Consider the following 26,531-nt stretch of genomic DNA (forward strand, 5'->3'; position numbering starts at 1 on the left):
TTAGTAGAAGCTGATTTTCGCTTCGATACCCCAGATCCGGGGGGAGTTCACGATACCGGTCAGGTTGTTAAAGTCGATGGCACCTTTGACGTTTTCTTCGTCGGTGATGTTACGACCAAACAGCGCGATGGTATAGGCGTGTTCAAAGTTCTCGTAACCGATGCGCAGACCGCCTTCAACATTGTTGTTGGTACGGAATTCTGCCGCGTGGTACAGGAACAGGTTGGTTTTACCCTGCCATGCCCAGTCGGTGAAGATAAAGAACTCACCATCATCGCCCATCGGTGTCGCGTAACGGGCCGTTACGTTAAAGATGGTTTCTGGCGCCTGTGGGAACGGGTTACCGTCGATGACTGCGCGGTAACCATCCGGACGCGGGTCAAACACGGTACAGTTGCCTGTGAACTCATCTGCAGGGCTGGTTCCACATGGCAGCACCGTCAGACTATCGTCTTTGATCTCCGTCTTGTTGTAGCTGTAGCCTGCTGTCAGGGTCAGGTAGTCATTGACCAGCCACTGGGAGTCGATTTCAAAGCCGTAACCTGTGCCCTTGTCAGCATTGATCAGGGCGGTGTTGTTGGCATCACCACCGATGGCCGAGAACTGCATGTCATCAATGGTGTAGTGGAATACTGCACCGTTCAGGCGCAAGGTGTTGTCCAGCAAGTCGGCTTTAAAGCCGGCCTCGAAACTCAGGATGGTCTCAGCATCAGCCACAGAAGGTGCACCTTCAAAGGCAACGTCACGGCCCTGAATGGTCTGGGCGCGGAAACCGTCGGCAACCCGGGCGTAGACCGAAACATCACTGTCGATGCGGTAATTGGCGCTCAGCTCCCAGCTGACCTGGCCATCGTCGACATTGATATCATCGTAGTCGCCAGTGAAATTCACAGCACCAACGTTTTGCTGTCCCACGCGCAAGGTTTTTTCATCGTGGGTGTAACGAATACCACCGGTGACGTTCAGTTTGTCGTTGACTTGATAAGATGACTGACCGAACACCGCCCAGGTGGTGTTTTCATGAAACACTGTGGTGGCACCGAAGAAGCCATCGATACTGGTGACGTTAAACGATGAATCAAAGTAGAACGCACCCACCTGCCAGTTCATCGCATCGGCGGTGTCGCTGGCCAGACGGATTTCCTGGGTAAATTGTTCCAAATCGTCCAGATTATCTTGCGTTACAGCACCAAACGGTATGGTTCCTGGGAATGAGTTTTCTACAGTGCCATCACCGTTCATATCTACCGCAGGACCAAACGTTTGTACACCGCCGTCGATGTCGCCCAGGCTGTAGCCATCGGTTTTTTCCAGCGCGGTGATGGAGGTCAGGGTCATGTCTTCCAGGCCAATGTCCAGCTTCAGTGAAGCACCATAGCCTTCGTAGGCCTGGGGATTACGATCCTGTGCGTACGGCGTGGTTTCGTCTAAACTGTTGGACAAATCCGCGTCGTAGTACACTACGTCACGGTCAAAATTGCTGTTCAGGTCGTTACTGCCTTTATCAAAGATATTGGCACGAAACATGGTGGAGGTGCCTTCCAGATCGCGGCCATGCACGTTCAGCAGGGCAGAAAAATCGTCACTGGGGCGATACAACAACTGGGCGCGCCAGGCTTTTTCATCGAAGCCGCCCATGGCATCTTTTTGTTTGGCTCCTGTATAACCGTTGTCAATCCAGTCATCACGCTCCTGCGACAGGAACGAGAAACGACCTGACAGGTCATCACTCAATGCGCCACCGACGGCACCTTCAACATTGAATGTACCTAATGTGCCGACTCCGGCTTTCAGGTAGGCATCAAAATCATCCCGGGGTTTGACCGAGTCAAATTTGACAATACCGGCGGTGGTGTTGCGACCAAACAGGGTTCCTTGGGGGCCGCGAATAACTTCGACCTGTTCGACATCAAACAGGGGGAAGCTTTTCAGGATTACATTTTCCATCACCACTTCGTCCATCACGATGGAGACGGGTTGGGAGGCGGCCAAATCGAAGTCGGTGTTGCCCAGGCCACGGATATAAAACCGCGGCGCAACACGTCCGTTGGACGATTCTGCATACAAGCCAGGTACACGTACCGCCAGTGCCAGGATATCTTCACCGCCGGAGAACATGCTTTCGAAGCGTTCACCGTGTAACGTGGCAATGGAGATCGGTACTTCCTGAATGGATTGGGTACGTTTCTGTGCTGTTACGGTGATCTTTTCAAGACCAGCCTCTTTGGCAGCCTGAGTGGGTTCAGTAGCATCTTGTGCCAGTGCGAACTGACTGAACAGAGCGGATTGAACACAAAGTGCCAACGCCGTACGTTTTAATTGTTTCATAGTGTCACCAATTTGTGGCTTGTGTTGTTATTGCGTGTGCATGTTGTGATCGTGCTGAAATGCCCACGTGAGTGTGTCTGTTGTGCAAGGCATAACCAGTCTAAACATATGTTTCATTAACATCAATATTGAAACATATGTTTCTTTTATTTCAGCAAAATCAGATACTTATAGTAGCAGGTATTCCGTAAAACGTGATCACACAGAAGCTAAAAAACCACAAATACAACAACTGGTTAACTATTCATTGATGGTTCGTTTAAATTTGCTGCGGTATTGTCCCGGGGTCAGGCCGGTGTAGCGCGAAAACAGTCTGGAGAATGAAGCAATGTCGTCATAACCGACCTGGTTTACCACTTGCTCGATGGGGCCGGCGGTTTGTTCGAGCCATTGTTTGGCCGCGTCCACTCGCACCCGTTGCAGATAATGCAGCGGCGTTTCACCGGTTGCCTGTTTAAAACGACGCACAAAGGTGCGGGGGGTGAAGTTAAATCGTTGCGCCACCGTCTGCAGGTTAACGGGCTGGGCATACTCTCGCTCCAGCCAGTCTTGCACGGCGAGAATATCCTTGTCCTGATGGTACTTCTTGCTGCGCACCTCACCATAAGCTGCCTGCTCACCGCGGACCATGTCGATCACATGGGCGCGGGCGGTGCTACGGGCTATGTCGTGACCACAGAATCGCTCAATGAGCAGCAACACCAGGTCAAACCATGCCATGCCGCCACCGGCACAGTAAATACGGTCCTGTACCGTGATCAGCTTGTCCGGTTGCAGGTTGACCTCCGGGTACCGTTGCTTAAACCGTTGTGCATACCCCCAGTGTGTGGTGGCCTGCTTGCCATTAAGCAACCCTGCCTCGGCGAGGAAAAATGCCCCCGAACAATTGCTGGCAATGTCAGCACCTTGCTCATAATGCTGGCGAATAAAGGGCAGCAGGCGTCGGTTATCCGATAAAACCCGGTCAGGATCGCCTCCGATGGTCGGGATCAGCAGGACATCCGTGTGGCTGACATCCTGGATGGCGACCTGACTTTGTAGCGTCAGTTGATTGATACAGCGTACCGGTTGCTTTTGCCATGCCGCGATTTGCACCGAGAACAGTGGTGTGACCGGCTGACTGGCCATTCGCTGGGCACTGACCCCCGCCAGTGCAAAAAGATCCAACGCGCCGGTGATGGCACTGGCATACGCTTGATCAAAGCCGACAATGGTTACCTGATGCACAATAAATGGCCTTCTATAATTGGCACTTACCCTGAGCTATTCAGCCCAGTGATGGTTGGCGTAAATGACCATAATAATGTCATATATGACAGTTAAACGCGAAGGCTTTGTTGTGTCACTCTAGGGCCTCAACTGCAGGATGAAATACCATGACCGAACCTTTGATTGCCCCTCTGGAACTGCCGTTTCAACTCTTTGACGTGCAGGACACAGAAACGTTATTGCAGCGGCAACGCTTTAGCGAACATTCGCGGGAAACCCTGGATGCAGTTCTTGATACCGCCGAAAAGATTGCCACCGAGCACTTCGCCACCCACAACCACAAAGCGGATCAGCAGGAACCGACCTTTGACGGTCAGTCGGTGAGCATGATCCCCGAAGTGAAAGCTGCTTTTGACGCCTACTGTGAGGCTGGCTTTCTGGCCGGGCGCGCCGATTTTGACGCCGGTGGCATGCAGTTACCGGAGACCATCATGACCGCCTGCTCCGGCTACTTTATGGCGGCCAATCCTTCAACCGCCGGGTACCCTTTCCTGACGGTGGCGGCAGCCAATGTGATACAGACCTTTGCCAGCGAAACCCTACAACAGCGTTTTGTGCCTCCGATGCTCACCGGTCGTTTTACCGGCACCATGGCGCTGACAGAACCTCATGCCGGTTCTTCGCTGGCCGACATTCGCACCCGTGCAGTGCCGGCAGGAGATGGTACCTATCGGGTAAAAGGCAGCAAATTGTACATTTCTGCCGGCGAGCATGAATTGTCCGACAACATCGTCCATCTGGTACTGGCCAAGCTGCCGGATGCGCCGTCTGGCGTGAAAGGCATTTCCCTGTTTGTGGTGCCCAAGTTCCGTCTTGACGCACAGGGCGAACCTGCCGAGCGCAACGATGTGGCACTGGCCGGCCTGATCCATAAACTGGGTTATCGGGGAACCACGTCCACGGCGCTAAGTTTCGGTGACAACGATGATTGTCATGGCTACCTGGTCGGTGAGCCACACCAAGGGCTACGCTACATGTTTCAGATGATGAATGAAGCCCGTCTCGGGGTCGGCTTTGGCGCCGCCATGATCGGCTATCGTGGGTATCGGTTATCGTTGGCCTATGCCAAAGACCGGTTGCAGGGGAGGCCCACAGGTGCCGGGCCTGATACGCCAGCAGTACCCATCATCGAGCACGGTGACGTGAAACGTATGTTGCTGGCTCAAAAAGCCTACACCGAAGGCGCCATGGCGTTGTGTTTTTATGCCGCACGACTGGTCGATGACGTGCATTCTTTGCCTGACAGTGAGGAGCGGGAACAAACCCGGGAGTTACTGGATCTGTTGACACCGGTTGTCAAAGCCTGGCCGTCGGAATTCGGCGTCAAGGCCAATGATTTGGCCATTCAGGTACTCGGCGGTGCCGGATACACCCGTGAATACCCGGTCGAGCAGTGCTGGCGGGACAACCGCTTAAACCCTATTCACGAAGGTACCAACGGCATCCAGGCGCTGGACTTACTGGGACGTAAACTGTGGCAGGCCAATGGTGCCGGATTACAGGTGTTGCAACAGCGGTTGCAACAAGACCTCGCGCAGATGAAAGGGGAGGTGTGCCAGAACCTGAGCGCGCAAGTTGCTCCCTACCTGCAGCAATTTGCCGAACTGATGACCACCCTGCAGAAAGATTTGCGCACCAGTGCATTACCGGTACACCTGACTAACGCCCAGTGCTTTATGAATATCTTCAGTTCGCTGGTGGTCAGCTGGATGTGGTTGCGTCAGGCCCACGGGGCTGAGCGACGTCTGGCACAGGGAGCCGACAGTGAACAACACGCCGATTTCTATCAGGGCAAATTACAGGCGGCAGCCTACTATATCGAGTGGGAGTTACCTTTGGTAAGCCGCGATTTCGCCCTGTTGCAACAAACCAATACCACCTGTCACAACATGAAGACAGACTGGTTCTAACGCACATAAGGACACACTATGCAAAGCAGACAATTCCGTTTAGCCAAACGCCCCGTTGGGGAGCCAGACCAGCAATGCTGGGAGCGCGTGACCGAAACCCTGCCAGGCCTTGAAGCCAACCAGGTATTGGTCAAAGTCAAATATATCTCCCTGGACCCTGCCATGCGCGGCTGGATGAACGAAGGGAAATCCTATATCGAGCCAGTTGCGATTGGCGCGGTGATGCGAGCCGGTGGTGTCGGAGAAGTGCTGGAAAGTACCGATCCCAATTTTGCCGCCGGTGATCATGTGTATGGAACCTTGGGTGTGCAGGATTACGCCGTGATTTCCACGCAGGGATTGCACAAGGTTGACCCTTCACTGGCACCACTGGAGCGCTATCTCGGTGTGCTGGGGATGCCGGGTATGACCGCTTACTTCGGCATCCTGGATACCGGACAACCCAAAGAGGGCGAGACGGTGGTGGTGTCCGGTGCTGCCGGTGCGGTTGGCACCGTGGTTGGGCAGATTGCCAAGATCAAAGGTTGCCGGGTGGTGGGCATTGCCGGTGGACCGGATAAATGCCAGTACCTGATTGATGAACTCGGCTTTGATGATGTGATTGACTATAAAAATGAAGACGTAAAAGCGGGCCTCAAGCGAGCGTGTCCGAACGGCGTCGATGTTTATTTTGACAATGTTGGTGGCGACATTCTGGATGATGTTCTGACGCGGATTAATTTCAAAGCCCGGATTGTGATTTGCGGGGCTATCAGTCAGTACAATAACACCACCGCCGTAAAAGGGCCGTCAAACTACCTGTCACTGTTGGTTAACCGTGCCCGTATGGAAGGCATTGTGGTGTTCGATAACGTGAAAAACTACGGCAAAGCAGCGCAGCAGATGGCGACCTGGATTGCTGAAGGCAAACTGAAAGCCAAAGAGCATGTGGTGGAAGGACTCGATACCTTCCCAGACACCTTGATGATGCTGTTCCGTGGTGAAAACTTCGGCAAGCTGGTGCTGAAAGTGGATCATGATCAATGAGTGCGGCCGATGTATCCGCTAAGGGCATCCTGATCACCGGTGCAGCCTCCGGCATTGGCGCTGCTAGCGCCCGTGTGCTGGCTGAGCGCGGTGCGCGGGTTTTCCTCGGTGACATCGATGCCGCCGGTGGTGCTCAGGTTGTTGAGGCGATCAGGGCCGCTGGCGGACAAGCCGAGTTCCGGCAACTGGATGTCACCGATCCTGTGGCGGTCAATGACTTTGTCGAGGCCGCTGTGGCGCATCTGGGCTCAGTGCAGGTGGCGTTAAACAATGCCGGCATTGATCACGCACCGGGGCCCATGCACCTGGTCAGTCAGCAGGATTATGATCGCAACATTGCGGTCAACCTGACTGGTGTCTGGCATTGTATGCGCGCCGAGCTTGGCCACATGCTGTCCCAGGGGGGCGGCCATATCATCAACCTGGCTTCCGTCGCTGGCGTGAAGGGGGCTCCCAGCATTGCTGCCTACGGTGCCGCCAAGCATGGCGTGATCGGTCTGACCAAGTCTGCGGCGGTTGAATATGCCAAAGCCAGTATTCGCATCAATGCGGTGTGTCCCAGTTTCGTTGATACACCCATGGTGCAGAACACATTGGCCAAGCTGGATGAGAAACAGCAACGTCACATCACTCATGCCAATCCGATGAAGCGCTTGGGTCATGTCGATGAAATCGCCAAGGCAATCGCCTGGCTGTGTTCTGACGAGTCCAGCTTTATGACCGGACAATCGGTGGTGTTGGACGGTGGTCTGACAGCCTAATCCTCAGGAGGTGAATGTGAACGAAAACCTGTTTGATTTAAGTGGGAAAGTGGCGCTGGTGACCGGCGCCAGTCGGGGCATTGGTGAGTCCATTGCGCGCTTGTTGGCCCGTTATGGCGCCCATGTCATCGTCTCCAGTCGCAAGCTGGATGGCTGCGAAGCGATAGCTTCGAGTATTCGCGATAATGGTGGGAAGGCTACTGCTATGGAATGTCATGTGGGTGATATGGGGCAGATTGACGCCTTGTTTAATGCCATCGACAGCCAGTTCGGACGGATTGATATTCTGGTTAACAACGCAGCGGCGAACCCGTATTTTGGCCACATTCTGGATACGCCATTATCGGCCTATGAGAAGACGGTCGATGTGAATATCCGTGGCTATTTTTTCATGTCAGTGGAAGCGGGCAAACGAATGAAAGCGCAGGGCGGCGGCGTGATCCTGAACACCGCGTCAGTGAATGGGTTGTCACCCGGCGACATGCAGGGCATATATTCCATCACTAAAGCTGCGGTGATCAGCATGACCAAGGCCTTTGCCAAAGAGTGTGGAGGATTGAATATTCGTTGCAACGCACTGTTGCCGGGATTGACCGATACCAAGTTTGCTTCGGCACTGACCAGCAATGAAGGGATCCTCAAACAGGCGCTCAAGGTCATTCCGATGGGACGGGTGGCGAGTCCCGATGAAATGGCAGGTACCGTACTGTATCTGGTGTCTGATGCTTCCAGTTATACCACCGGCGCTACCGTAGTGGTTGACGGTGGCATGATGGCGTGACCTTTTCGGAACACTAAAAAAAGGGCCCCATGGGCACTAAAAAGGGCCCATGGGGCCCTTTTTAGTGCCCGTAACTGACCACGCGGCGAATTTTCCAACCTTCAGGCGTGTGTTGCCAGATATGGACAAAATCAAATGTTCCGCAGTCCTGTTTACCGTTCTCCTCATGACAAAAACGGTGTTTTCCGGTTTGTATGGCACCAAAGTCCTGGATGGGATAAACGGCCATGCTTCCTTCTACCAGGGTACGGGTAGGATGATGGGGGCTGGCAAACATTTGCTGCAGGCTGTTGCGGGTTTGCTGGTAGTCACCCAAGCCGCCGGTATCATGATAAAACTCCAAATCATTGCTGAAGTAGTCCATGACCCTGTCCAGTTGACCGGCATTGGCGGCGCTGAACAGTTGTGTGTCCAGTTGCGCGATGGTGTCGTACAGGCTTTGTTTGGCATGCAACGACGCACAAACCATCAGACTGCCAATCAATAATATGCTACGCATAGCGTCCTTCCAGTGTGGTTCTATAGCGGTACTGTAGCGCCGATTTGTTTGTCATGGCGTGTCAAATCGTAAGCAACGGTTAACATTGTCCCCTGAACGGACTTTTCGCTGCAGCACAGTGCTGGCACAATGGTGCTTTGAAGGGAGGCTGACGTAACGTGAAGTGGGTAATCTGTAGCGATATATTTGGCGTAACAACGCGGCTTACGCAATGGTTATCGGGCCTGTTTGAGCAACAATTGCCGTTGGTGATGTCGGCGCATCCGGACAATGCCACGTTCTGTGACGAAACTCTGGCTTATCAGGCATTTGTTCAGCAAGGTGGTGTTGAGCGCTATGTCGCCCGCTTACGAGACGCCTTGGTTGCGTGCAAAGAGCCAGTGACGTTGCTGGGCTTCAGTGCCGGTGGTGCCGCAGCCTGGCATATGACAACCCACGGCCGTCCGGCCTGTGTAGAAAGGGTCATCACCTACTATCCGGGGCAGATCCGTCACGCGCTGGACATCTGTCCTCAGGTGCCCTGTGATGTGGTGTTTGCCCATCGGGAAAGACATTTTGATCAGCAAGCAGTGATCGGGCATCTCGCGCGCTATCCTCAGGTCAACGTGCGCTCACAAACCGCGCCTCATGGCTTTATGAATCCGCTATCGGGAGGCTATGACGCTGTGGCTGCACAACAGGAAAGTGAATGGCTTGTGGAAATGATACAACGGTGATGGGGTTAGGCGCTTTCATTTACACAGTCTGATTCAGCTTCTATGCTGGCAAACAGGCAATGACAAAGGATAACTGACTTCATGGCAATGGAACCTGTTGTACTGCTGGTTTTAATCGGCTTGTTGTCGATCATCTGTCAGCTACTGGCACACCGGATTAAGCTGCCGGCGATCCTGCCGTTGCTGATTGCCGGCGTCGTGATGGGGCCGATGACGGGGATCCTGGACAGTGATGCCTTGTTTGGCGATTTGTTGTTTCCTATCGTGTCGTTATCTGTCGCGATCATCTTGTTCGAAGGGGCGCTGTCGCTCAACTTCACGGATTTAGGTACCCATGGCCGCACGGTCAGAAATCTGGTGACGCTGGGGGTGGCGGTCAGTTGGCTGGTGGTGGCACCGGCCGCTCACTGGCTGCTCGATATGCCCTGGGCATTTGCATTTTTGTTCAGTGCCATCGTGACCGTAACGGGCCCAACCGTGGTGATCCCTATGTTACGGGCGGTCAGGCCTAACAAACACATTGGCCAAATCCTGCGCTGGGAAGGGATCATTATCGACCCCATCGGCGCGATACTGGCGGTATTGGTGTTTGAGTTTCTTGTCTCGTCACAAAATGCACTGGCGCACACGTTAATGGCATTCGGCAAAACGGTATTAGCAGGGACATCGTTGGGAATACTGTGTGGCTACCTGCTGAGCGCTACGCTACGTAAAGGCCTGATCCCTGGTTACCTGGTCAATACCGCAGTGCTCACCGTGGTGTTGGGGGTATTTGAGGGCGCCAATCTGGCGGCACACGAGTCAGGGTTGCTGGCGGTGACCATCATGGGCGTGTGGTTGGCCAATGCCAAAGACGTCGACGTTGAAGGGATCCTGGAGTTTAAAGAAACCCTCAGTGTGCTGTTGATCTCCGGCCTGTTCATTATCCTTGCGGCACGGGTGGACTTCGATCAATTGTACGCCATCGCAGGTGGGGCGATTGGCGTCATTGTGGTGATGTTGCTGGTCGCCCGACCCATCGGCGTGTTTTTGTCATCCTGGGGCTCCTCACTGACCTGGCAGCAAAAGGCGTTAATTGTTTGGATGGCGCCGCGGGGGATTATTGCTGCTGCGGTGTCTGCATTGTTTGCGCTGAAACTGGAACAGCAAGGCTATGACAACGCCAATCTGCTGGTGTCGTTAGTGTTCTTTGTGATCATTTTTACCGTGGTTGTGCAAAGCCTGACCTCCAAACGGTTAGCCAAAATGCTCGGAGTAAGGGAGCCTGCGCCGGTGGGTTTTCTCATCTTTGGCGGCAACGAGTTTTCACGCATGCTGGCAAAAGAGCTGATGGCGGCTGATGTCGCCGTGAAGCTGGCGGACACCAACTGGGCATCGATATCCGCCGCCCGCATGGAAGGGATCCCCACTTATTTCGGTAACCCTTCTTCGGAGCACGCTCAGCGTACCCTGGATTTAACCGGTATCGGTTATGTACTGGTTTTGTCACCCTATAAGCAACTGAACTCTCTGGTGACCCAGCACTTTCAGGACGTGTTGGGCAGTGAACGGGTGTTTGGTCTGAGCCTGGCAGAGCAGAAGCGTTTTGAGGGCCACCAACCGAACGAACGTTATCTTAAAAGCCTGGGTATTTTTGGTAATGCCACCTACGGTAAACTGGCCAGTCTGGTGGCTAAAGGTGCGCGATTGAAGAAAACGCCACTGACTGAAAGCTACCGCTACGAAGATTATCAACAGGCCAACCAGGGCACGTTTACGCCACTGTTCATGGTTGACCCTCAGGGCAGGGTGAAACTGTTTCGTGATGACGTCTCGACACCACCGACGCCCGGCGCACAGATCATCAGTTTGATCCGTCCGGAAGACGAAGGCTGACGTCTCCTATTGTACTTGTTACCCAATGCCCCCATTTACACCGGAGTATTGGGAACAGGAGATCCACATGTTACGTATCGGTTTGTTTCTGGCCACCAACCTGGCCATTCTGGTGTTGCTTGGGGTGATGTTTCGCCTGCTGGGCTTTGAGGGACTGTTAGCGCAAAACGGTGTTGATTTAAATCTTCAGGCCTTGTTGGTGTATGCCGCTGTAATTGGATTTGCGGGGGCGTTTATCTCATTGGCGCTGTCAAAGTTCCTGGCCAAAAAAACCATGGGGGTGCAGATCATTTCCCAGCCCACGGATCGCACCCAGCAATGGTTACTCAGTACCGTTGCAAGACAAGCTGAGCAACTGGGGGTAGGGATGCCCGAGGTGGGTATTTTTCATCACCCCAGTTCTAATGCCTTTGCTACCGGCTGGAACCGCAATGATGCGCTGGTTGCGGTAAGCACGGGCTTGCTTAGCAGCATGAATGAGGATGAGGTCGAAGCAGTACTGGCACATGAAATGAGCCACGTGGCAAACGGCGATATGGTGACCATGGCACTGATCCAGGGCGTGGTGAACACCTTTGTGGTGTTCCTGTCACGGATTGTTGGCCATGTGGTAGACCGTGCTGTGTTCAAAGTCGAGCGTGGACATGGACCGGCATTCTGGATTGTCTCAATGATCAGTGAAATCATTCTGGGCATCCTGGCCATGACCATCGTCATGTGGTTCTCCCGCCAGCGTGAATACCGTGCCGATGCCGGTGCTGCTGCGTTGGTCGGTCGTCATAAGATGATTGCGGCATTGCAGCGTTTACGGCAGGCCAGTGGACAGGCGGAATTGCCGGATGAGATGGCAGCCCTGGCAATCAATGCAGGTAAGCTACATGCCATATTTGCCAGCCATCCACCGCTGGAAGACAGGATCCGTGCGTTGCAGTGAGCTGTTGGTGAGCCGAGTGTTTGGTAATCTCGTCAAAGATAGCAGCGGGGATGTCCCCGCTGTTGTCACTATTTTTTAACCCACTTACCGTCTACCTGCACATAGTGGCCCGGTTCTGTTTTACTGTAGGCTTTTTTGGCCGCTAAGGCTTCTACCTGGGCCAGGGTAATTCCATTGGCGTTGGCCAGTTCCTGGTATTTGCTGCGCCGTTTTGCATTGATGTCTGCCACCAGTTCACGGACTTCGGTTGAGTCAACCACAACCCCCAGATAACCATCCATTTGTTCACCCACCAAGCCATTTTGTTTGGCGCTGTCGATGTCCATTGCCAGTGCAACTGCAGACACCAGTAGTCCGGCCAATGCCAATCCTTTTAACCATGTTTGCATACTAACTCCCTAGAAAATGTCGCTATTTTCGCTGAAAAGATCGTCAAGTTCCTTGTCTACCTTGACCCGTATTTCGTGATCAACTTTGACATTCAGGTTGATCGTGATTGGCTCTTTGGTTTCCACCTCAACCCGGTGTGTACAACCACACAGCAGCAGTACCATGGCCGTTAACGTGCAATATCCTCTCACTGCAAAGCTCCTTGAAGTCAGTGTTGACGTCGTTGGGTGGCGTTTTCACCGACGGTTTTTTCAATCTGATCTGCCAGCCGTAAGGCGCGCATCAGGGTGTACAGGTTTTGTTCATGGGTATAGTTGAAATTTACCGGCACCTGCTGTTCCGGATTTTGCCCCTTAATGGCAACCGCCAAGACCATATTGCCACTCGGTGCCAAGTTTAGCGTACTGGTGAGTGAATCGATCTGCAATGTTTCCAATACGCTTAACTGTTTAGCCAGTGACGGTTGTTGTTGCTTAATGCCTTCAAATGCGGCGTTATCGCGAATAGTGAGTCGACCGGTCTGCTCGCTGTTCAGCGTCGCGTCCTGCACCTGCGCTTGCCCGCCTTGCAAAGACACCGGAATGTTCCCACTGATGTTTCCGGTTAATTCGAAGCCTGCACCCTGCACTCCGGCAGCCTGTTGCATGGCCATCATCTGTGGCAATGACAAGGCATCCAGGGTCAGGTTGAAACCTTGATCCCGTTGATCCAGATACACACTATCCACGTTCAATCGGCCTCCCAGCACCTGGGCATCTATGTTCTGTACCCGCAAGGATTGTTCGACACTGTCCAACTGCGCAGTGAGGTCAGTCAGCATGACACCGACATCGACGCTGTCGATTTTTACTGTAGAGGGTACTAGCTGAAAGGACGCTGAATCAAAATAGACCGTTGGCTTGAGTGTAATACCCTTGGCGATGTACTCCTGATAGCGCCCTGACAGCGCGGCTATGCGTGGCACCATTAACCCCGTACGGGTACTGGTGTCATACATGGCATCGAAGCTGATATTGCCGCCGGTGATCCTCGCTGAAGGGAATTCAGACTGGAGCAGGGGGGCCAACAAGGTCGCTTCCTGTTCCGGGACCGTCAGTTCCCAGCGGTGACCCTGCTGCACGGCCTCACCGTGCAAACCAGTCGGGAGTTGCCACTGGTGATGGGACGTATAGTGATTATCGTCAACGGTAAAGTTCAGGCTGTGGGTGAGACTGATGGCCGGCAGCGCTCGATTGGCGACAACAAGCTTGGCGATGTGTGACGTACCGGTTGCGCTTATCTCCTCTGTTGGCGTGTAGACCAACTGCCACCGGGCGTCGCCGCTGAGTGACAGCTCCGACACGTCAAGGTGGTCAATGGTTGGTGCGATGTTCAGCGTTACTTGGGTGTCGGCAGTTCCCTTGAGATCAAGTGTTGCGGTCAGGCCTTGCCCTGCCAGCGACTGACTCTCGAGGCGATTGATGTGTATGTCGCCTTGTAGGGTAAGGTCTTCTTTGGTCGCGTTGCCCCGTAGGTTTAGCCGGCTGTCAAACAGTGTCATCCCGTCCTGCGCTAGTCGTTGCGCGGTCATCGTCAGTGGCGCGAGGGATAGGTTAAGTTTGTCCACCGATGGCCCTTCGATGGTGCCTTTTAAGACAACAGCAAGCTGCTCTGCCTGTATCGGCAGGTTGAGCAGCGAGGCTAGATCACGGGATTGGCCCTCCAGCGCGGCTGATAACGCACCGCCAGGTTGCCAGGCAATGTCATGAACTACCAGTGTGCTGTCTGGCAGTTCAGTGGGACTGACGACCATCTGTGGTACTGACAAGGTGTTCGCGCTGAAGGTGACAGGGTCTGGCAACGTGACGGCCACGGCTGGAGGGGAAGCATCAAGTGCGGTCATCTGACAGCCTTGCCAATGCCACTGGTTTTCGAGCGAGGCGGCATTCGCCACCACTTGGGTCGCAGCCCAATCGGCAGTGATGGCAACTGTTCCGCTGAGGATGGCCTGGACCGTACAACGCTCGTTAAGGGCATGGTGGAGCGCTGCATCAATGTTCACTGACGCTTCAATGCCCTGGTCAGACAGTGCTGCTGTTACCTGCCAAGGGGCTTTTTCCTGTATGCCGGCTAGATAGGGCAGGGCGTGCTCAGGCAACCAGGGGAGCCATGGCGCTGTGGAGGAAGTCAATTCCAGCTCAACCCCATCTGTCCGCCAGTTGACCATGGCCTTCCAGTCTTGTTGCAACTGAAAACCAAACTGACCATCGTGTTGGAGGCTAAACGTTAATGGCGGCGTATCGGGACTGAGCTGGACGTTTACCTGTTTGGCCACAAAGGGGGGGAACTGCGACGGACGATTGGGAAGACGCAAAGGTGTGTCTGGGGAGTTGTCGGCGGACACAGGTCTTTTTTTGATACCCACAGCCGCAATTTCCCAACGGGACAAGTGCTGATCATAGCGAATACCCCGGGCGTCGACGTCAAATGACGGAGTACTGACACAGACACGCTGAAGGTGCTTTGACAACAGCGACTCGGGCGAGTACTCAAGGCAGTGGATGATCAGGTCATCCCCCAACCAGCGTTGCGCCAGCCAGCGGCTGCTGGCGGGGCTGAAAAGCAGCCACAGTATGATCAGCAGCAGGAAAAAGGCGATAGCACCGAAAATGCGTTTCATGATTTCTGTAGTTAGCGCAACGATGGGCAAAGCCTGTCATGGCATTTGGACAAATGCAATCGTGGGTTCAAAACAAAAACACCGCCTGTCAGGCGGTGTTTGGTGTCAATTTCAAAGTGGCGTGACAGCTTACAGCTTATCCACCAGTTGAATGGCCTGACCAATGTAGTTGGATGGCGTCAGGGTTTTTAACTCGGCTTTCACGTTGTCAGGCAGTGCCAGGGTATCGATGAAATCGGCCATTACCGCCTGATTGACCTTTTTACCACGGGTCAGCTCTTTGAGCTTCTCATAAGGCTTCTCAATGCCATAGCGGCGCATAACGGTTTGGATAGGTTCTGCCAGCAGTTCCCAGTTGTTGTCCAACTCGTTGGCCAGGCTCTGGGCATTAACTTCCAGTTTGCTGATCCCTTTCAGGGAGGCCTGGTAGGCGATCACCGCGTAACCGACGCCGACACCGAGGTTTCTCAGTACCGTGGAGTCGGTCAGATCCCGCTGCCAGCGCGAAATCGGCAGCTTGGTAGCAAGATGGGCGAACATGGCATTGGCCAGTCCCAGATTACCCTCCGAGTTTTCAAAGTCGATAGGGTTGACCTTGTGCGGCATGGTTGAAGAACCGATCTCGCCAGCGACGGTTTTTTGTTTGAAATGCCCCAGTGCAATGTAGCCCCACACATCACGGTCAAAATCGATCAAAATGGTGTTGAAACGGGCAATGGCGTCAAACAATTCGGCAATGTAGTCATGGGGCTCGATTTGCGTGGTATAGGGGTTCCAGCTAAGGCCCAGAGAGGTCACAAATTGTTCGGACAAAGCATGCCAGTCGAGGTTGGGGTAAGCGCTCATGTGCGCGTTGTAGTTACCCACTGCACCGTTGATTTTACCCAGCAATTCTACATTGGCAATTTGATCCCGCTGACGGGACAGGCGCATCATGACGTTGGCCATTTCTTTACCCATGGTGGTCGGTGACGCCGGCTGACCGTGGGTGCGTGCCATCATCGGGATGTCACGGTATTCAGCGGCCATGCGACGTAACTCACTGATCAGTTTGTCACAGTAGGGCAGGATAACGGTGTCACGGGCTGCTTTTAACATCAAACCGTGAGACAGGTTGTTAATGTCCTCGGAGGTGCAGGCAAAATGAATGAACTCACTGACGGCGGCCAACTCGGGAAGCGCTTCGACATTTTCCTTGAGGAAGTACTCTACGGCTTTAACGTCGTGGTTGGTGGTGCGTTCAATCTCTTTGATACGCTCAGCGTGTTGCTCGTTGAAATTTGCAACAATGCCATCCAACACTGCATGGGCCTGTTCACTGAACGGTGGAACTTCATCAATGCCATCGGTGCGGGACAGCATTTGCAGCCAGCGCACTTCGACTTCAACACGATATTTCAACAAACCAAATTCACTGAAAATGCCACGCAGTTCAGTGGTTTTACTGCCGTAACGGCCATCAACGGGGGACACTGCAGTCAATGCAGAAAGTTCCATGGGGGGCTCCTACTGGGTTGGTTGTACCGTGCCGAGCAACATGCGGGCACTGGACAGAATTTTACGTCGGTTAAACAGAATTTGGCGGCGTTTACCGCCAAGCTGGCGCCACAATACAGCAGCCCTCACACCGGCTAGCAACAAAGCCCGGACCTTGTCCTGGTTATTGGCTTGCTTGAGTAACATGGGATTGCCGGCAACCTGGATTTTGGGACCAACCGGCGACACGGCGTCACTGTAAACGCTGGCCAGGTTATGTAACATTTGTGAGGAAAACAAATCCATGTGTGCTTGCTGGCGCTGGATATTATCGATCCGCTGGCCCAATTCATTCATGCGTTTTGGCTGGCTGGCCAGTTTTCGCTCCAGGCCAAGGATACTGGCCACATAGCGGGTAACTTCCGCATCTTTTTCCTGTGGGGTATTGCCCAATTGCTGGATAAGCGTTGCCAGACCGACTTTGACGCCATTGACGCCACCAAAAACGTCTGCGGCAGTATCGGGATTGGTCACCACAATGCTGTTCAGGGACGCGCTAAAACCGGGCTCATCGAGCTTACCGGTACGGGCCAGTTGTTGCACCAGCGCAGCTGCCTGGCTGACACCCGCAAGTGCAAGGGTTTTCTGTTGCAAACTGTCGAGGAGATCAGCGGATATAGTGTTCAATGATCCCGCCTCCCAGACATACATCATCAGCGTAAAAGACAGCAGACTGTCCGGGCGTAACCGCCTTCTGCGGCGTGTCGAACATCACTTCAACACTGCCATCGGGCTTTGGTGTGACCTGACAGGGGATGTCCTGTTGGCGGTATCGGGTCTTCACCGCACAGCGCAGAGGTTGTGCTGGCCCCTGACGGTCGACCCAATGCAACTGGTTGGCGACCAGGCCTTTGGAATACAGGCGAGGGTGATCGGCGCCCTGGCCAACGATCAGCGTATTGCGCTCGACGTCTTTATCCACCACGTACCAAGGGGCGTCACCAAAGTCTTTCATACCGCCGATGTGCAACCCTTTGCGCTGTCCCAAGGTGTGATACATCAGGCCTTCGTGTTCGCCGATGACCTCGCCTTCCGCAGTTTCTATCGGGCCAGGTTGCGCGGGCAGGTAACGGGCCAGAAAATCTTTGAACTTGCGTTCACCGATAAAGCAGATGCCAGTACTGTCTTTTTTGTCATGGGTGATCAGGCCCTGTTGCTCGGCAATTTCACGCACCCGGGGCTTTTCCAGTTCGCCCACCGGAAACAGGGTTTTGGCAATGTGTTGTTCGCCCAGGGTGTAGAGGAAATAACTCTGATCTTTATTGGCGTCCAAGCCGCGCAGCATTTGCCAGTGACCATCCCGGTTGGTGCGACGCACATAGTGACCGGTGGCGATGTAATCGGCGCCAAGATCCTCTGCGGCGAACTCCAGAAAAGCTTTGAACTTGATCTCTTTGTTGCACATGATGTCGGGGTTTGGCGTGCGCCCGTTTTTATATTCCTCGAGGAAGTACTCAAACACATTGTCCCAGTATTCGGCGGCGAAATTGATGGTGTGCAGCTCAATACCCAACTTGTCGGCGACCGCTTGCGCATCAGCCAGATCTTCAGCCGCAGCGCAATACTCGTCGTCGTCGTCTTCTTCCCAGTTTTTCATGAACAGGCCTTCAACCTGATAGCCCTGCTGCAATAACAGGTAGGCGGAGACAGAGGAATCGACACCACCAGACATACCTACGATGACTTTTTTGGCGGCATTGTCGGAGGGATTTAACGGGTTTTGGGTCATGACAACGAATGCAAACAATGAGTGGTGAAAAAACGGACGCGAATTCTAGCAGAGTTACCCGCACAAATCACCTTCGTCGCGGGAATAAATCATGCAATTCAATCGATTTGCATCGCTCGGTATTCGCCGCTTTGCAGTCCGTCCAGTGTCCATTGTCCAACCCGGTAGCGGATCAGGCGCAACGTCGGATAGCCGACGTGTGCCGTCATGCGACGCACCTGACGGTTACGACCTTCAGTAATGGTCAATGATAGCCAACTGGTGGGGATGGATTGGCGAAACCTTACCGGTGGATTGCGCGGCCACACGTCAGGGGCGGGGATGGCCTCAACCTTGGCAGGGGCTGTTTTGCCGTCTTTCAGTACCACGCCTTTGCGCAACGCGTCGAGCGCAACGCTGTCCGGAATGCCTTCAACCTGAACCCAATAGGTCTTTTCGGTCTTGTGGCGGGGGCTGGCCAGGCGGTGTTGTAGTTGGCCGTCATTGGTCAGCACCAGCAAGCCTTCACTGTCCCGGTCCAGTCGGCCGGCCGGATAAACATCTGCGACCGGAATATAATCCTTCAGGGTTGCGCGGCCTTCCTGATCAGTAAATTGAGTCAGCACATCAAAAGGTTTATTGAACAACACCACTTTGGGATGCAGTGGTCTGGGGCGACGGGTTACACTGCGCTTTTTTTGTGGTGTGCGCTTGTCCGGCATATTTTTTGTCCTGGTTTTCATGGTTTACACAATTTTTTAAGCAATCACCGCGAGTTATTTTGCACTTAACGGTGAATTGTTTATTATCCTTCATCACATTTTGGCGATCCACCGTCTTTCATCCTATCAAACGCACAGGACCGGCAAACAAGACCGGGACTGTTTTGACAATGCAACCGTGGATGACAAGGGTGGGTGTCACTCACTAACCGGCAGAGACTGCCGTTAATTCCGAGGTACACAATGACAAGCAAGTCAACGATTATCTACACCAAGACCGACGAAGCCCCGATGCTGGCAACCTACAGCCTGTTGCCCATTGTGCGTGCGTTTGCGTCCACCGCTGATATCGATGTGGAAGTAAGTGATATCTCCCTGGCCGCGCGAATCCTGGCGCATTTTCCGGAGTATCTGAGTGAAGAGCAGCGGGTGCCCGATGCCCTGGCTGAATTGGGTGCAATGACTCAGGATCCCAATGCAAATATCATCAAACTGCCTAACATCAGTGCCTCTATCCCGCAGTTGAAGGCCGCAATCAAAGAACTGAATGCCAAAGGCTTCAATGTGCCGGCCTTTCCAGATGAAGCCAAGACTGATGAAGAAAAAGACATTGCAGAACGCTACAGTAAAGTCCTTGGTAGTGCAGTAAACCCGGTATTGCGTGAAGGTAACTCTGACCGTCGTGCACCGACCGCGGTGAAAAACTACGCGCGCAATCATCCCCACTCCATGGGTGAGTGGAGCCAGGCATCCCGCTCTCACGTTGCCCATATGCGTGGCGGTGATTTCTATTCCCGTGAAAAATCAGTCACGGTAGAAAAAGACGGTTTTGTACGCATCGAATTCACCGACAAACAGGGCAATGTGAAAGTATTGCGCCCACGCATCGATTTGCTCGCCGGTGAAGTGATTGATGGCATGTTCATGAGCAAGAAGGCGTTGTGCAAGTTCTTCGAAGAACAAATCGAAGATGCCAAAGAAACCGGTGTGTTGTTCTCGCTACACGTAAAAGCCACCATGATGAAGGTGTCACACCCAATCGTCTTCGGTCACTGCGTAAAAGTGTTCTACAAACAACTGTTTGATAAGTACCAGGACTTGTTTGATGAGCTGGGCGTAAACCCCAACAACGGTCTGGGCAGTGTGTATGACAAGATTGCCAGTCTGCCTGAATCACAACGTTCAGAAATTCAGCGTGACATTAACGCCTGTTATGCGGATCGTCCGCCCATTGCAATGGTGAATTCCGACAAAGGCATTTCTAATTTGCACGTACCCAGCGATGTTATCGTTGATGCCTCAATGCCGGCCATGATCCGTAGTTCAGGTCAGATGTGGGGACCGGATGGCAAGTTGCATGACACCAAAGCGGTGATCCCGGAAAGTACCTATGCCACCATTTACCAGGAGATGATCAACTTCTGTAAAACCCACGGTGCGTTCGATCCGACCACCATGGGTACCGTACCGAACGTTGGTTTGATGGCGCAGAAAGCGGAAGAATACGGTTCTCATGACAAGACCTTTGAGATGAGTGCTGACGGTACCATGCGCATCATCGATCAGGATGACAACGTGCTGATTGAGCATGAGGTCGAAGAAGGTGATATCTGGCGCATGTGCCAAACCAAAGATGCACCCATCCGTGATTGGGTGAAACTGGCGGTGACCCGTTGTCGTCAGTCCGGCATGCCAGCGGTGTTCTGGTTGGATGACGAACGCGCGCACGATGCTCAACTGATCCTGAAAGTTAACGAGTACATGAAAGAGCATGATACCGATGGACTTGATATTCAGATCATGTCGCCGGTACGCGCGATCCGCTACACCATGGAACGCGCGATCCGTGGTTTGGATACCATTTCCGTGACCGGTAACGTGTTGCGTGATTACCTGACCGATCTGTTCCCAATCCTTGAACTGGGTACCAGCGCCAAGATGCTGTCGATCGTGCCGCTGATGGCGGGCGGTGGTCTGTATGAAACAGGCGCCGGTGGTTCTGCGCCGAAACACGTACAGCAGTTTGTTGAAGAGGGACATCTGCGTTGGGATTCATTGGGTGAATTCCTGGCGTTGGCGGTGTCACTGGAAGACGTGGCGATCAAACACAGCAACAGCAAAGCGAAATTATTGGCCAAGTCGCTGGATGCCGCCACAGAAAAGCTGTTGAATGAAGGTAAATCGCCACTGCGCAAAGCCGGTGAACTGGACAACCGCGGTAGTCACTTCTACCTTGCGATGTACTGGGCCGAAGCGATGAGTCAGCAAACGGAAGATGCGGCACTGGCAGAACAGTTTGCGAAGCTGCATCAGCAACTCAAAGACAGCGAGCAGAAAGTGCTGGCTGAGATTGATGCAACCCAGGGTCAGGCGCTGGATATTGGTGGTTACTACTATCCGGAAGAGGGCAAAACCAAAGGGGCAATGTGTCCCAGCGAAACCCTCAACAGCGTACTGTCCGCACTGGCACAGTAATCAGTTACGGGGTCTTCGGACCCCGACAGATTTCAGACACAGAAAAAAGCAGACCATTGGTCTGCTTTTTTGTTAAGTCTGTTCTCAGTCAGGTCTAACTAGCGATCAGGGTCGTCGGCAATACCGATATTTTCGGCATGCAAACCTTTGGGGCCTTGTTGCACATCAAAGGTCACTTCCTGCCCTGCTTTGAGTGAGCGGTATCCTTCCATTTGAATTGTTGAATAATGGGCGAATACGTCTTCACCACCGTCATCGGGGATGATAAACCCGAATCCTTTCGCGTTGTTAAACCATTTGACTTTGCCAACCGCCATACTTCTGCTTCCTCTGTATCCCTTGAACTGACACTTCTTTGCCCCCACAATAGATCGTAAGGGCGGATCGCTTTCCTACTGCAGAATGAAAAGGTCACAGTTAAAAATGTAGGTTTTTTGACCACATTATGTCAAGGCGAATTTCCGGAATTAATGAAAAAGTAAAAAAACCATCGTTTTTTACACCAGCGGCACTATTATTTTGATATGAGTAAGCAAAACACCATCAGTATCGACCGTGAACGACAACTTGACACGGTGAAAAGGAAAGTTCAGCCACCGCCGATGTATAAGGTGGTCCTGAATAATGATGATTACACGCCGATGGATTTTGTGATTGAAGTGATCATGCGCTTTTTTAACATGGATGCCGAAAAAGCCAATCAGTTGATGCTGACCGTGCATTATCGGGGCAAAGCGGTTTGCGGTATTTTCACCGCAGAAGTGGCTGAAACGAAAGTGATGCAGGTTAATCAGTATGCTCGAAAACATCAGCATCCGTTGATGTGCTCGATGGAACAGGCGTAAGCAGTAAGAGGGTCCGTTAATGTTGAACAAAGATTTAGAGCAAACCCTGAACGAGGCATTTATATTTGCCCGTGAGCACCGCCATGAATTTATGACGGTCGAGCACCTGTTGTTGGCATTGCTGGACAACAAATCCGCCCGAGAGGCACTGAAAGCCTGTGGCGCCAATATTGATGTGATTAAAGGCGAGCTAACGGATTTCGTGAAAGACACCACGCCATTGCTGCTGGAAGAACAACTGGAGGAGCGGGAAACTCAACCAACCCTCGGCTTCCAGCGCGTATTGCAGCGTGCGGTGTTCCATGTTCAATCATCTGGTAAGGACGAAGTGACCGGCGCAAATGTGCTGGTGGCGATTTTCAGTGAGCAGGAATCTCAGGCCGTTTATATTCTCAAAAAGGCCGACGTTACCCGTCTTGACGTGGTCAACTTTATCTCCCACGGCGTCAGCAAAGCCGATGATGAAGGCAGTGCGGTTGAAGGGGATGAGGAGCACGTTGAGGGCGAAGAACAAGAGTCCGTGTTATCCCGCTATTCAACCAACCTGAACGTGCAGGCCAAAGAAGGCAAGATCGATCCTCTGATTGGCCGTGATCTGGAATTGGAGCGGACCATTCAGATTTTATGTCGTCGGCGTAAAAACAACCCGTTGCTGGTGGGTGAAGCCGGGGTAGGTAAGACCGCTATCGCTGAAGGCCTGGCTTACCGCATCGTTCAGGAGCAGGTGCCGGATGTCATCGCCGATGCCACGGTATATTCGCTGGATTTGGGTGGTCTGCTGGCCGGTACCAAATACCGCGGCGATTTTGAAAAACGCCTGAAAGCGATTTTGCGTGAATTGACCAAGGATCCAAACGCGATTCTGTTTATCGATGAGATCCACACCATCATTGGCGCCGGTGCCGCGTCCGGTGGGGTGATGGATGCCTCCAACCTGCTGAAGCCTAAACTCAGCAGTGGCGAACTGCGCTGTATCGGTTCTACCACCTACCAGGAATACCAGGGCGTGTTCGAGAAAGACAGAGCATTGGCGCGACGTTTCCAGAAAGTCGACATCGTCGAGCCCAGTGTGAGCGACACCACCAAAATTCTCATGGGTCTGAAATCACGCTATGAAAAGCATCATAGCGTCAGGTTTACCCAAAAAGCGCTGCGTGCGGCGGCGGAACTGTCGGCCAAATACATCAATGAACGTCACCTGCCGGACAAAGCCATCGATGTGATGGACGAGGCGGGGGCGAGTCAGCGGTTACTGCCGACGTCAAAGCGTAAAAAGACCATCAATGTGGCGGATATTGAGCACATCATTGCCAAAATTGCCCGTATTCCAGAGAAATCGGTCTCAGCATCCGACAAAGAAGTGCTGAAAAACCTGGGTCGCAACCTGAAAATGGTGGTGTTTGGTCAGGACAAAGCCATTGAAAGCCTGACCGATGCCATTCGTCTTTCCCGCTCCGGGTTAGGCAACGAAGAGAAGCCGATTGGTTCTTTCATGTTTGCCGGCCCGACCGGGGTAGGGAAAACCGAAGTGACCCAGCAACTGGCCAAGATCATGGGCGTCGAACTGGTGCGTTTTGATATGTCAGAGTATATGGAACGTCACGCCGTGAGTCGCTTGATTGGTGCGCCTCCTGGCTATGTCGGGTTTGACCAGGGCGGGTTGTTAACCGACGCGGTGATCAAGCACCCATACTCCGTTGTGCTGCTGGATGAAATTGAAAAGGCCCACAGTGACATCTACAACATTTTGTTGCAGGTTATGGACCACGGGACCCTGACCGACAATAATGGCCGCAAGGTCGATTTCCGCAACGTTGTACTGGTGATGACAACCAATGCCGGTGTGCAGGAAACGGTGCGTAAGTCTATTGGCTTCAAGCAACAGGATCACAGTCACGATGCGTTGTCTGAAATCAACAAGGTGTTCACGCCCGAGTTCCGCAATCGACTGGATGGGATCATTTGGTTCAATCACCTTGAACCTGACGTCATTCTGCAGGTGGTCGACAAGTTTATTATTGAACTGCAAGCTCAGCTGGACGTGAAAGGCGTGTCGCTGGAAGTCAGTGAGCCGGCGCGGCAATGGTTAGCCAAACAAGGTTATGACAAAGCAATGGGTGCCCGCCCAATGGCTCGGCTGATCCAGGAGAAGGTCAAAAAAGAGTTGGCCAATGAATTGTTGTTCGGTTCATTGGTGGACGGCGGTACAGTGAAAATTGGCCTTAAAAAAGGCGAATTAACCTTCGATTGTAAATCCCAGGCCAAAGCGTCGGAAAAAGAAACCTGAAATCAGGTGCACTAACGTCATAAAAAAAGCCCGGTATCAGCCGGGCTTTTTTGTCACAACAAGGCAGAAGATTAACGCGCGCGATAAACGATACGGCCCTTGGTCAGATCATAGGGCGTCAATTCAACGGTCACCTTGTCACCGGTCAGAATACGGATGTAATTTTTCCGCATTTTTCCGGAAATGTGTGCAGTGACGACGTGTCCGTTCTCGAGTTCAACGCGGAACATCGTGTTTGGAAGGGTGTCCAATACAACTCCTTCCATTTCAATGCAGTCTTCTTTCGCCATGTAGTGATAATACCTCAGATAGTGTCAAAATAGCCGCGCAGATTTTGCCCAATTCACCCGACGCTGTAAAGTCAAACCTCTGTTTTTTTGCTGACTCGGTGCCATTTATTGTCAAAAAAGCGCTCATGTGGGTAAAAACGCGCCTTATAGTTCATTTTTTGACAGGCATCGATCTGGTAACCCAGGTACAGGAAATCCAGTTGCCATTGTTGTGCCTGTGTAATTTGTTGCAAAATCGCCAGTGTGCCTATTGAGCGATGCGCGTATGTCGGGTCAAAAAAGGTGTACAACGCTGACAGGCTATTGGGAAACCGATCCGTGACCGCAACCACCACCAGTTGACCGTCATCATAGCCTTCAATAAACAGCGGTTCAGACCAACTGCACTGCACAAAGCTTAGGTATTGTGCCCGTGTCGGAGGGTACATGCTACCGTCCTTGTGTCGTGCGCAGATGTACTGGTCATAAAGCTGATAGTAGGCATCCTTGTCCGTATGGCTGACCTGCCAGCGCAATCCTTGATTGCGCTGCAGAATGCGTCGCTGGCTGCGCGACGGTGTAAAGGCACTGACCGGTATTCGGATGGCCTGACAGGCACTGCAACGGGGACAGTGAGGGCGGTAGATTTGTTCGCCGCTGCGTCTAAAGCCCGAAGCAACCAGCATTTCTGCTGTGTGTGGGGTAATGGGACTGTCAGCCACGTGCACCAGCAGCTGTTCATCCTGGTCGGGCAGATAGCTGCATCCGAACTGTTGGGTCAGTCCGAATTTCACGGCGTATATTCCAAGGATTGTGGAGTATAGGTATTGTTCGCAACAGGCATGTCTTGTAACACCGATAGCTCTGCGAGAAACGTGGCTCGTGACATGGCCTTGCACCCCAGACTTTGCAGGTGAGGCGTTGGCATCTGGCAATCGATTAGGTGACCGCCGTGTGTTATCAGGTGCCTGACAAGATAGAAAAAGGCCATTTTCGAGGCATCAGCCTGATGACTGAACATCGACTCGCCGCAAAACACAGCACCGACGGCGACACCGTATAGGCCACCAACCAGCTCCCCCTGTTCAGACCATATTTCAACGCTGTGCGCATCACCGCTGCGATGCAATGCCCGGTAGGCGGCTTGCATGTCTTGCGTGATCCAGGTGCCTGATTGATTACGAGGAATGTTGGCGCATTGCTCAACGACCTTGTCGAAGGCGTGGTTGAGGGTCGCTGTGTGAGCTGTTGTGCGCAACCGTTTGCGCAGGCTTCGACTGCAATGAAACGCTTCAGGTACCAACACGCCGCGGGGATCCGGAGACCACCACAAAATGGGCTCTCCGTCACTGTACCAGGGGAAAATACCCTGGCGGTAGGCTTCCCTGAGACGAGGCACACTGAGATCGCCGCCAAAGGCCAACAGCCCATTGGGGTCGTCCAGTGAATACTGGGGGGAGGGAAAGCACAGCTGTTGATCGAGTTGGTGTAATGCAATCATGACAAAACGGCCCCTTGACGGGGCCGTGAATAACTGACGT

24 protein-coding genes are annotated in these 26,531 nt (G+C 53.1%); 10 read left to right on the forward strand and 14 right to left on the reverse strand.

Annotation, left to right across the window (positions count from 1 at the left end; genetic code table 11):
• Together LJ739_RS03905 and LJ739_RS03910 are read right to left on the reverse strand one after the other, a co-directional pair.
• Positions 1 to 2,328, reverse strand: coding sequence for a TonB-dependent receptor (locus LJ739_RS03905; RefSeq protein WP_229157287.1), 2,328 nt, complete (start codon positions 2,326 to 2,328; stop codon positions 1 to 3).
• A 240-nt stretch (positions 2,329 to 2,568) separates the two neighbouring features.
• The gene (locus LJ739_RS03910) at positions 2,569 to 3,555 is read right to left on the reverse strand and encodes a GlxA family transcriptional regulator (RefSeq protein ID WP_229157288.1); all 987 of its coding nucleotides are present in this window, start codon (positions 3,553 to 3,555) and stop codon (positions 2,569 to 2,571) included.
• A gap of 149 nt (positions 3,556 to 3,704) precedes the next feature.
• Between LJ739_RS03910 and LJ739_RS03915 the strand changes: the two genes are divergently transcribed.
• The 4 genes from LJ739_RS03915 to LJ739_RS03930 are packed head-to-tail and all read left to right on the forward strand — an operon-like array spanning position 3,705 to position 8,075.
• Entirely contained in the window at positions 3,705 to 5,507 is a 1,803-nt protein-coding gene (locus LJ739_RS03915; RefSeq protein WP_229157289.1) for an acyl-CoA dehydrogenase, read from the forward strand.
• Positions 5,508 to 5,525: 18 nt separating this feature from the next.
• Entirely contained in the window at positions 5,526 to 6,533 is a 1,008-nt protein-coding gene (locus LJ739_RS03920) for an NADP-dependent oxidoreductase (protein WP_229157290.1), read from the forward strand.
• Complete coding sequence (locus LJ739_RS03925; protein ID WP_229157291.1) at positions 6,530 to 7,294, forward strand: SDR family NAD(P)-dependent oxidoreductase; 765 nt, start codon at positions 6,530 to 6,532, stop codon at positions 7,292 to 7,294. Before LJ739_RS03920 ends, LJ739_RS03925 begins: the two co-directional genes overlap by 4 nt.
• Positions 7,295 to 7,310: 16 nt before the next feature.
• Positions 7,311 to 8,075 carry an SDR family oxidoreductase gene (locus LJ739_RS03930; RefSeq protein ID WP_229157292.1) on the forward strand — a complete coding sequence of 255 codons (765 nt, stop codon included), beginning with the start codon at positions 7,311 to 7,313 and terminating at the stop codon, positions 8,073 to 8,075.
• Positions 8,076 to 8,136: 61 nt separating this feature from the next.
• Here the strand turns inward: LJ739_RS03930 and LJ739_RS03935 are convergent, their stop codons facing one another.
• Positions 8,137 to 8,574 carry a nuclear transport factor 2 family protein gene (locus LJ739_RS03935; protein WP_229157293.1) on the reverse strand — a complete coding sequence of 146 codons (438 nt, stop codon included), beginning with the start codon at positions 8,572 to 8,574 and terminating at the stop codon, positions 8,137 to 8,139.
• Positions 8,575 to 8,732: 158 nt separating this feature from the next.
• Here LJ739_RS03935 and LJ739_RS03940 point away from each other — a divergent pair, with 158 nt between their 5' ends.
• The 3 genes from LJ739_RS03940 to htpX all read left to right on the forward strand — a co-directional run bounded on the left by LJ739_RS03940 (position 8,733) and on the right by htpX (position 12,099).
• The gene (locus LJ739_RS03940; protein ID WP_229157294.1) at positions 8,733 to 9,290 is read left to right on the forward strand and encodes a dienelactone hydrolase family protein; all 558 of its coding nucleotides are present in this window, start codon (positions 8,733 to 8,735) and stop codon (positions 9,288 to 9,290) included.
• Between the two features lie 81 nt (positions 9,291 to 9,371).
• Entirely contained in the window at positions 9,372 to 11,165 is a 1,794-nt protein-coding gene (locus LJ739_RS03945) for a cation:proton antiporter (RefSeq protein WP_407646737.1), read from the forward strand.
• A 67-nt stretch (positions 11,166 to 11,232) separates the two neighbouring features.
• Entirely contained in the window at positions 11,233 to 12,099 is an 867-nt protein-coding gene (gene htpX, locus LJ739_RS03950) for a protease HtpX (protein WP_229157295.1), read from the forward strand.
• Between the two features lie 68 nt (positions 12,100 to 12,167).
• Here the strand turns inward: htpX and LJ739_RS03955 are convergent, their stop codons facing one another.
• The 7 genes from LJ739_RS03955 to LJ739_RS03985 form a co-directional block, all read right to left on the reverse strand.
• Positions 12,168 to 12,488, reverse strand: coding sequence for a YdbL family protein (locus LJ739_RS03955; RefSeq protein ID WP_229157296.1), 321 nt, complete (start codon positions 12,486 to 12,488; stop codon positions 12,168 to 12,170).
• A gap of 9 nt (positions 12,489 to 12,497) precedes the next feature.
• Positions 12,498 to 12,653 (reverse strand): YnbE family lipoprotein, encoded by a 156-nt coding sequence (locus LJ739_RS03960; protein ID WP_229159402.1) that lies wholly within the window; start codon positions 12,651 to 12,653, stop codon positions 12,498 to 12,500.
• Between the two features lie 44 nt (positions 12,654 to 12,697).
• Complete coding sequence (locus LJ739_RS03965) at positions 12,698 to 15,148, reverse strand: intermembrane phospholipid transport protein YdbH family protein (protein WP_229157297.1); 2,451 nt, start codon at positions 15,146 to 15,148, stop codon at positions 12,698 to 12,700.
• A gap of 129 nt (positions 15,149 to 15,277) precedes the next feature.
• Positions 15,278 to 16,645 (reverse strand): adenylosuccinate lyase, encoded by a 1,368-nt coding sequence (gene purB, locus LJ739_RS03970; RefSeq protein ID WP_229157298.1) that lies wholly within the window; start codon positions 16,643 to 16,645, stop codon positions 15,278 to 15,280.
• A 9-nt stretch (positions 16,646 to 16,654) separates the two neighbouring features.
• Positions 16,655 to 17,335 carry a high frequency lysogenization protein HflD gene (hflD, locus tag LJ739_RS03975; RefSeq protein WP_229159404.1) on the reverse strand — a complete coding sequence of 227 codons (681 nt, stop codon included), beginning with the start codon at positions 17,333 to 17,335 and terminating at the stop codon, positions 16,655 to 16,657.
• Positions 17,292 to 18,413 (reverse strand): tRNA 2-thiouridine(34) synthase MnmA, encoded by a 1,122-nt coding sequence (gene mnmA, locus LJ739_RS03980; protein WP_229157299.1) that lies wholly within the window; start codon positions 18,411 to 18,413, stop codon positions 17,292 to 17,294. The genes hflD and mnmA overlap by 44 nt, the downstream gene beginning before the upstream one ends.
• Positions 18,414 to 18,511: 98 nt before the next feature.
• Positions 18,512 to 19,114 carry a pseudouridine synthase gene (locus tag LJ739_RS03985; protein WP_229157300.1) on the reverse strand — a complete coding sequence of 201 codons (603 nt, stop codon included), beginning with the start codon at positions 19,112 to 19,114 and terminating at the stop codon, positions 18,512 to 18,514.
• A gap of 243 nt (positions 19,115 to 19,357) precedes the next feature.
• Here LJ739_RS03985 and LJ739_RS03990 point away from each other — a divergent pair, with 243 nt between their 5' ends.
• Positions 19,358 to 21,589, forward strand: a complete 2,232-nt coding sequence (locus LJ739_RS03990; protein WP_229157301.1) for an NADP-dependent isocitrate dehydrogenase — start codon at positions 19,358 to 19,360, stop codon at positions 21,587 to 21,589.
• A gap of 98 nt (positions 21,590 to 21,687) precedes the next feature.
• On the opposite strand, the gene cspD is transcribed toward LJ739_RS03990, so the two are convergent.
• Positions 21,688 to 21,906 carry a cold shock domain-containing protein CspD gene (cspD, locus tag LJ739_RS03995; RefSeq protein WP_229157302.1) on the reverse strand — a complete coding sequence of 73 codons (219 nt, stop codon included), beginning with the start codon at positions 21,904 to 21,906 and terminating at the stop codon, positions 21,688 to 21,690.
• Between the two features lie 207 nt (positions 21,907 to 22,113).
• On the opposite strand from cspD, the gene clpS reads away from it, so the two are divergent.
• Both clpS and clpA read left to right on the forward strand, forming a co-directional pair.
• The gene (gene clpS, locus LJ739_RS04000) at positions 22,114 to 22,434 is read left to right on the forward strand and encodes an ATP-dependent Clp protease adapter ClpS (RefSeq protein ID WP_229157303.1); all 321 of its coding nucleotides are present in this window, start codon (positions 22,114 to 22,116) and stop codon (positions 22,432 to 22,434) included.
• Positions 22,435 to 22,453: 19 nt separating this feature from the next.
• The gene (gene clpA / locus LJ739_RS04005) at positions 22,454 to 24,721 is read left to right on the forward strand and encodes an ATP-dependent Clp protease ATP-binding subunit ClpA (RefSeq protein WP_229157304.1); all 2,268 of its coding nucleotides are present in this window, start codon (positions 22,454 to 22,456) and stop codon (positions 24,719 to 24,721) included.
• A 71-nt stretch (positions 24,722 to 24,792) separates the two neighbouring features.
• On the opposite strand, the gene infA is transcribed toward clpA, so the two are convergent.
• From infA to aat, 3 genes are all read right to left on the reverse strand, one after another.
• Positions 24,793 to 25,011 (reverse strand): translation initiation factor IF-1, encoded by a 219-nt coding sequence (gene infA, locus LJ739_RS04010; protein WP_229157305.1) that lies wholly within the window; start codon positions 25,009 to 25,011, stop codon positions 24,793 to 24,795.
• Positions 25,012 to 25,082: 71 nt separating this feature from the next.
• Positions 25,083 to 25,784 (reverse strand): arginyltransferase, encoded by a 702-nt coding sequence (locus tag LJ739_RS04015; RefSeq protein WP_229157306.1) that lies wholly within the window; start codon positions 25,782 to 25,784, stop codon positions 25,083 to 25,085.
• Positions 25,781 to 26,491, reverse strand: a complete 711-nt coding sequence (aat, locus tag LJ739_RS04020) for a leucyl/phenylalanyl-tRNA--protein transferase (protein ID WP_229157307.1) — start codon at positions 26,489 to 26,491, stop codon at positions 25,781 to 25,783. The genes LJ739_RS04015 and aat overlap by 4 nt, the downstream gene beginning before the upstream one ends.
• Positions 26,492 to 26,531 lie beyond the last annotated feature (40 nt).

This window comes from Fluctibacter halophilus (genome assembly GCF_020687825.1).
Lineage (GTDB): Bacteria > Pseudomonadota > Gammaproteobacteria > Enterobacterales > Alteromonadaceae > Fluctibacter > Fluctibacter halophilus.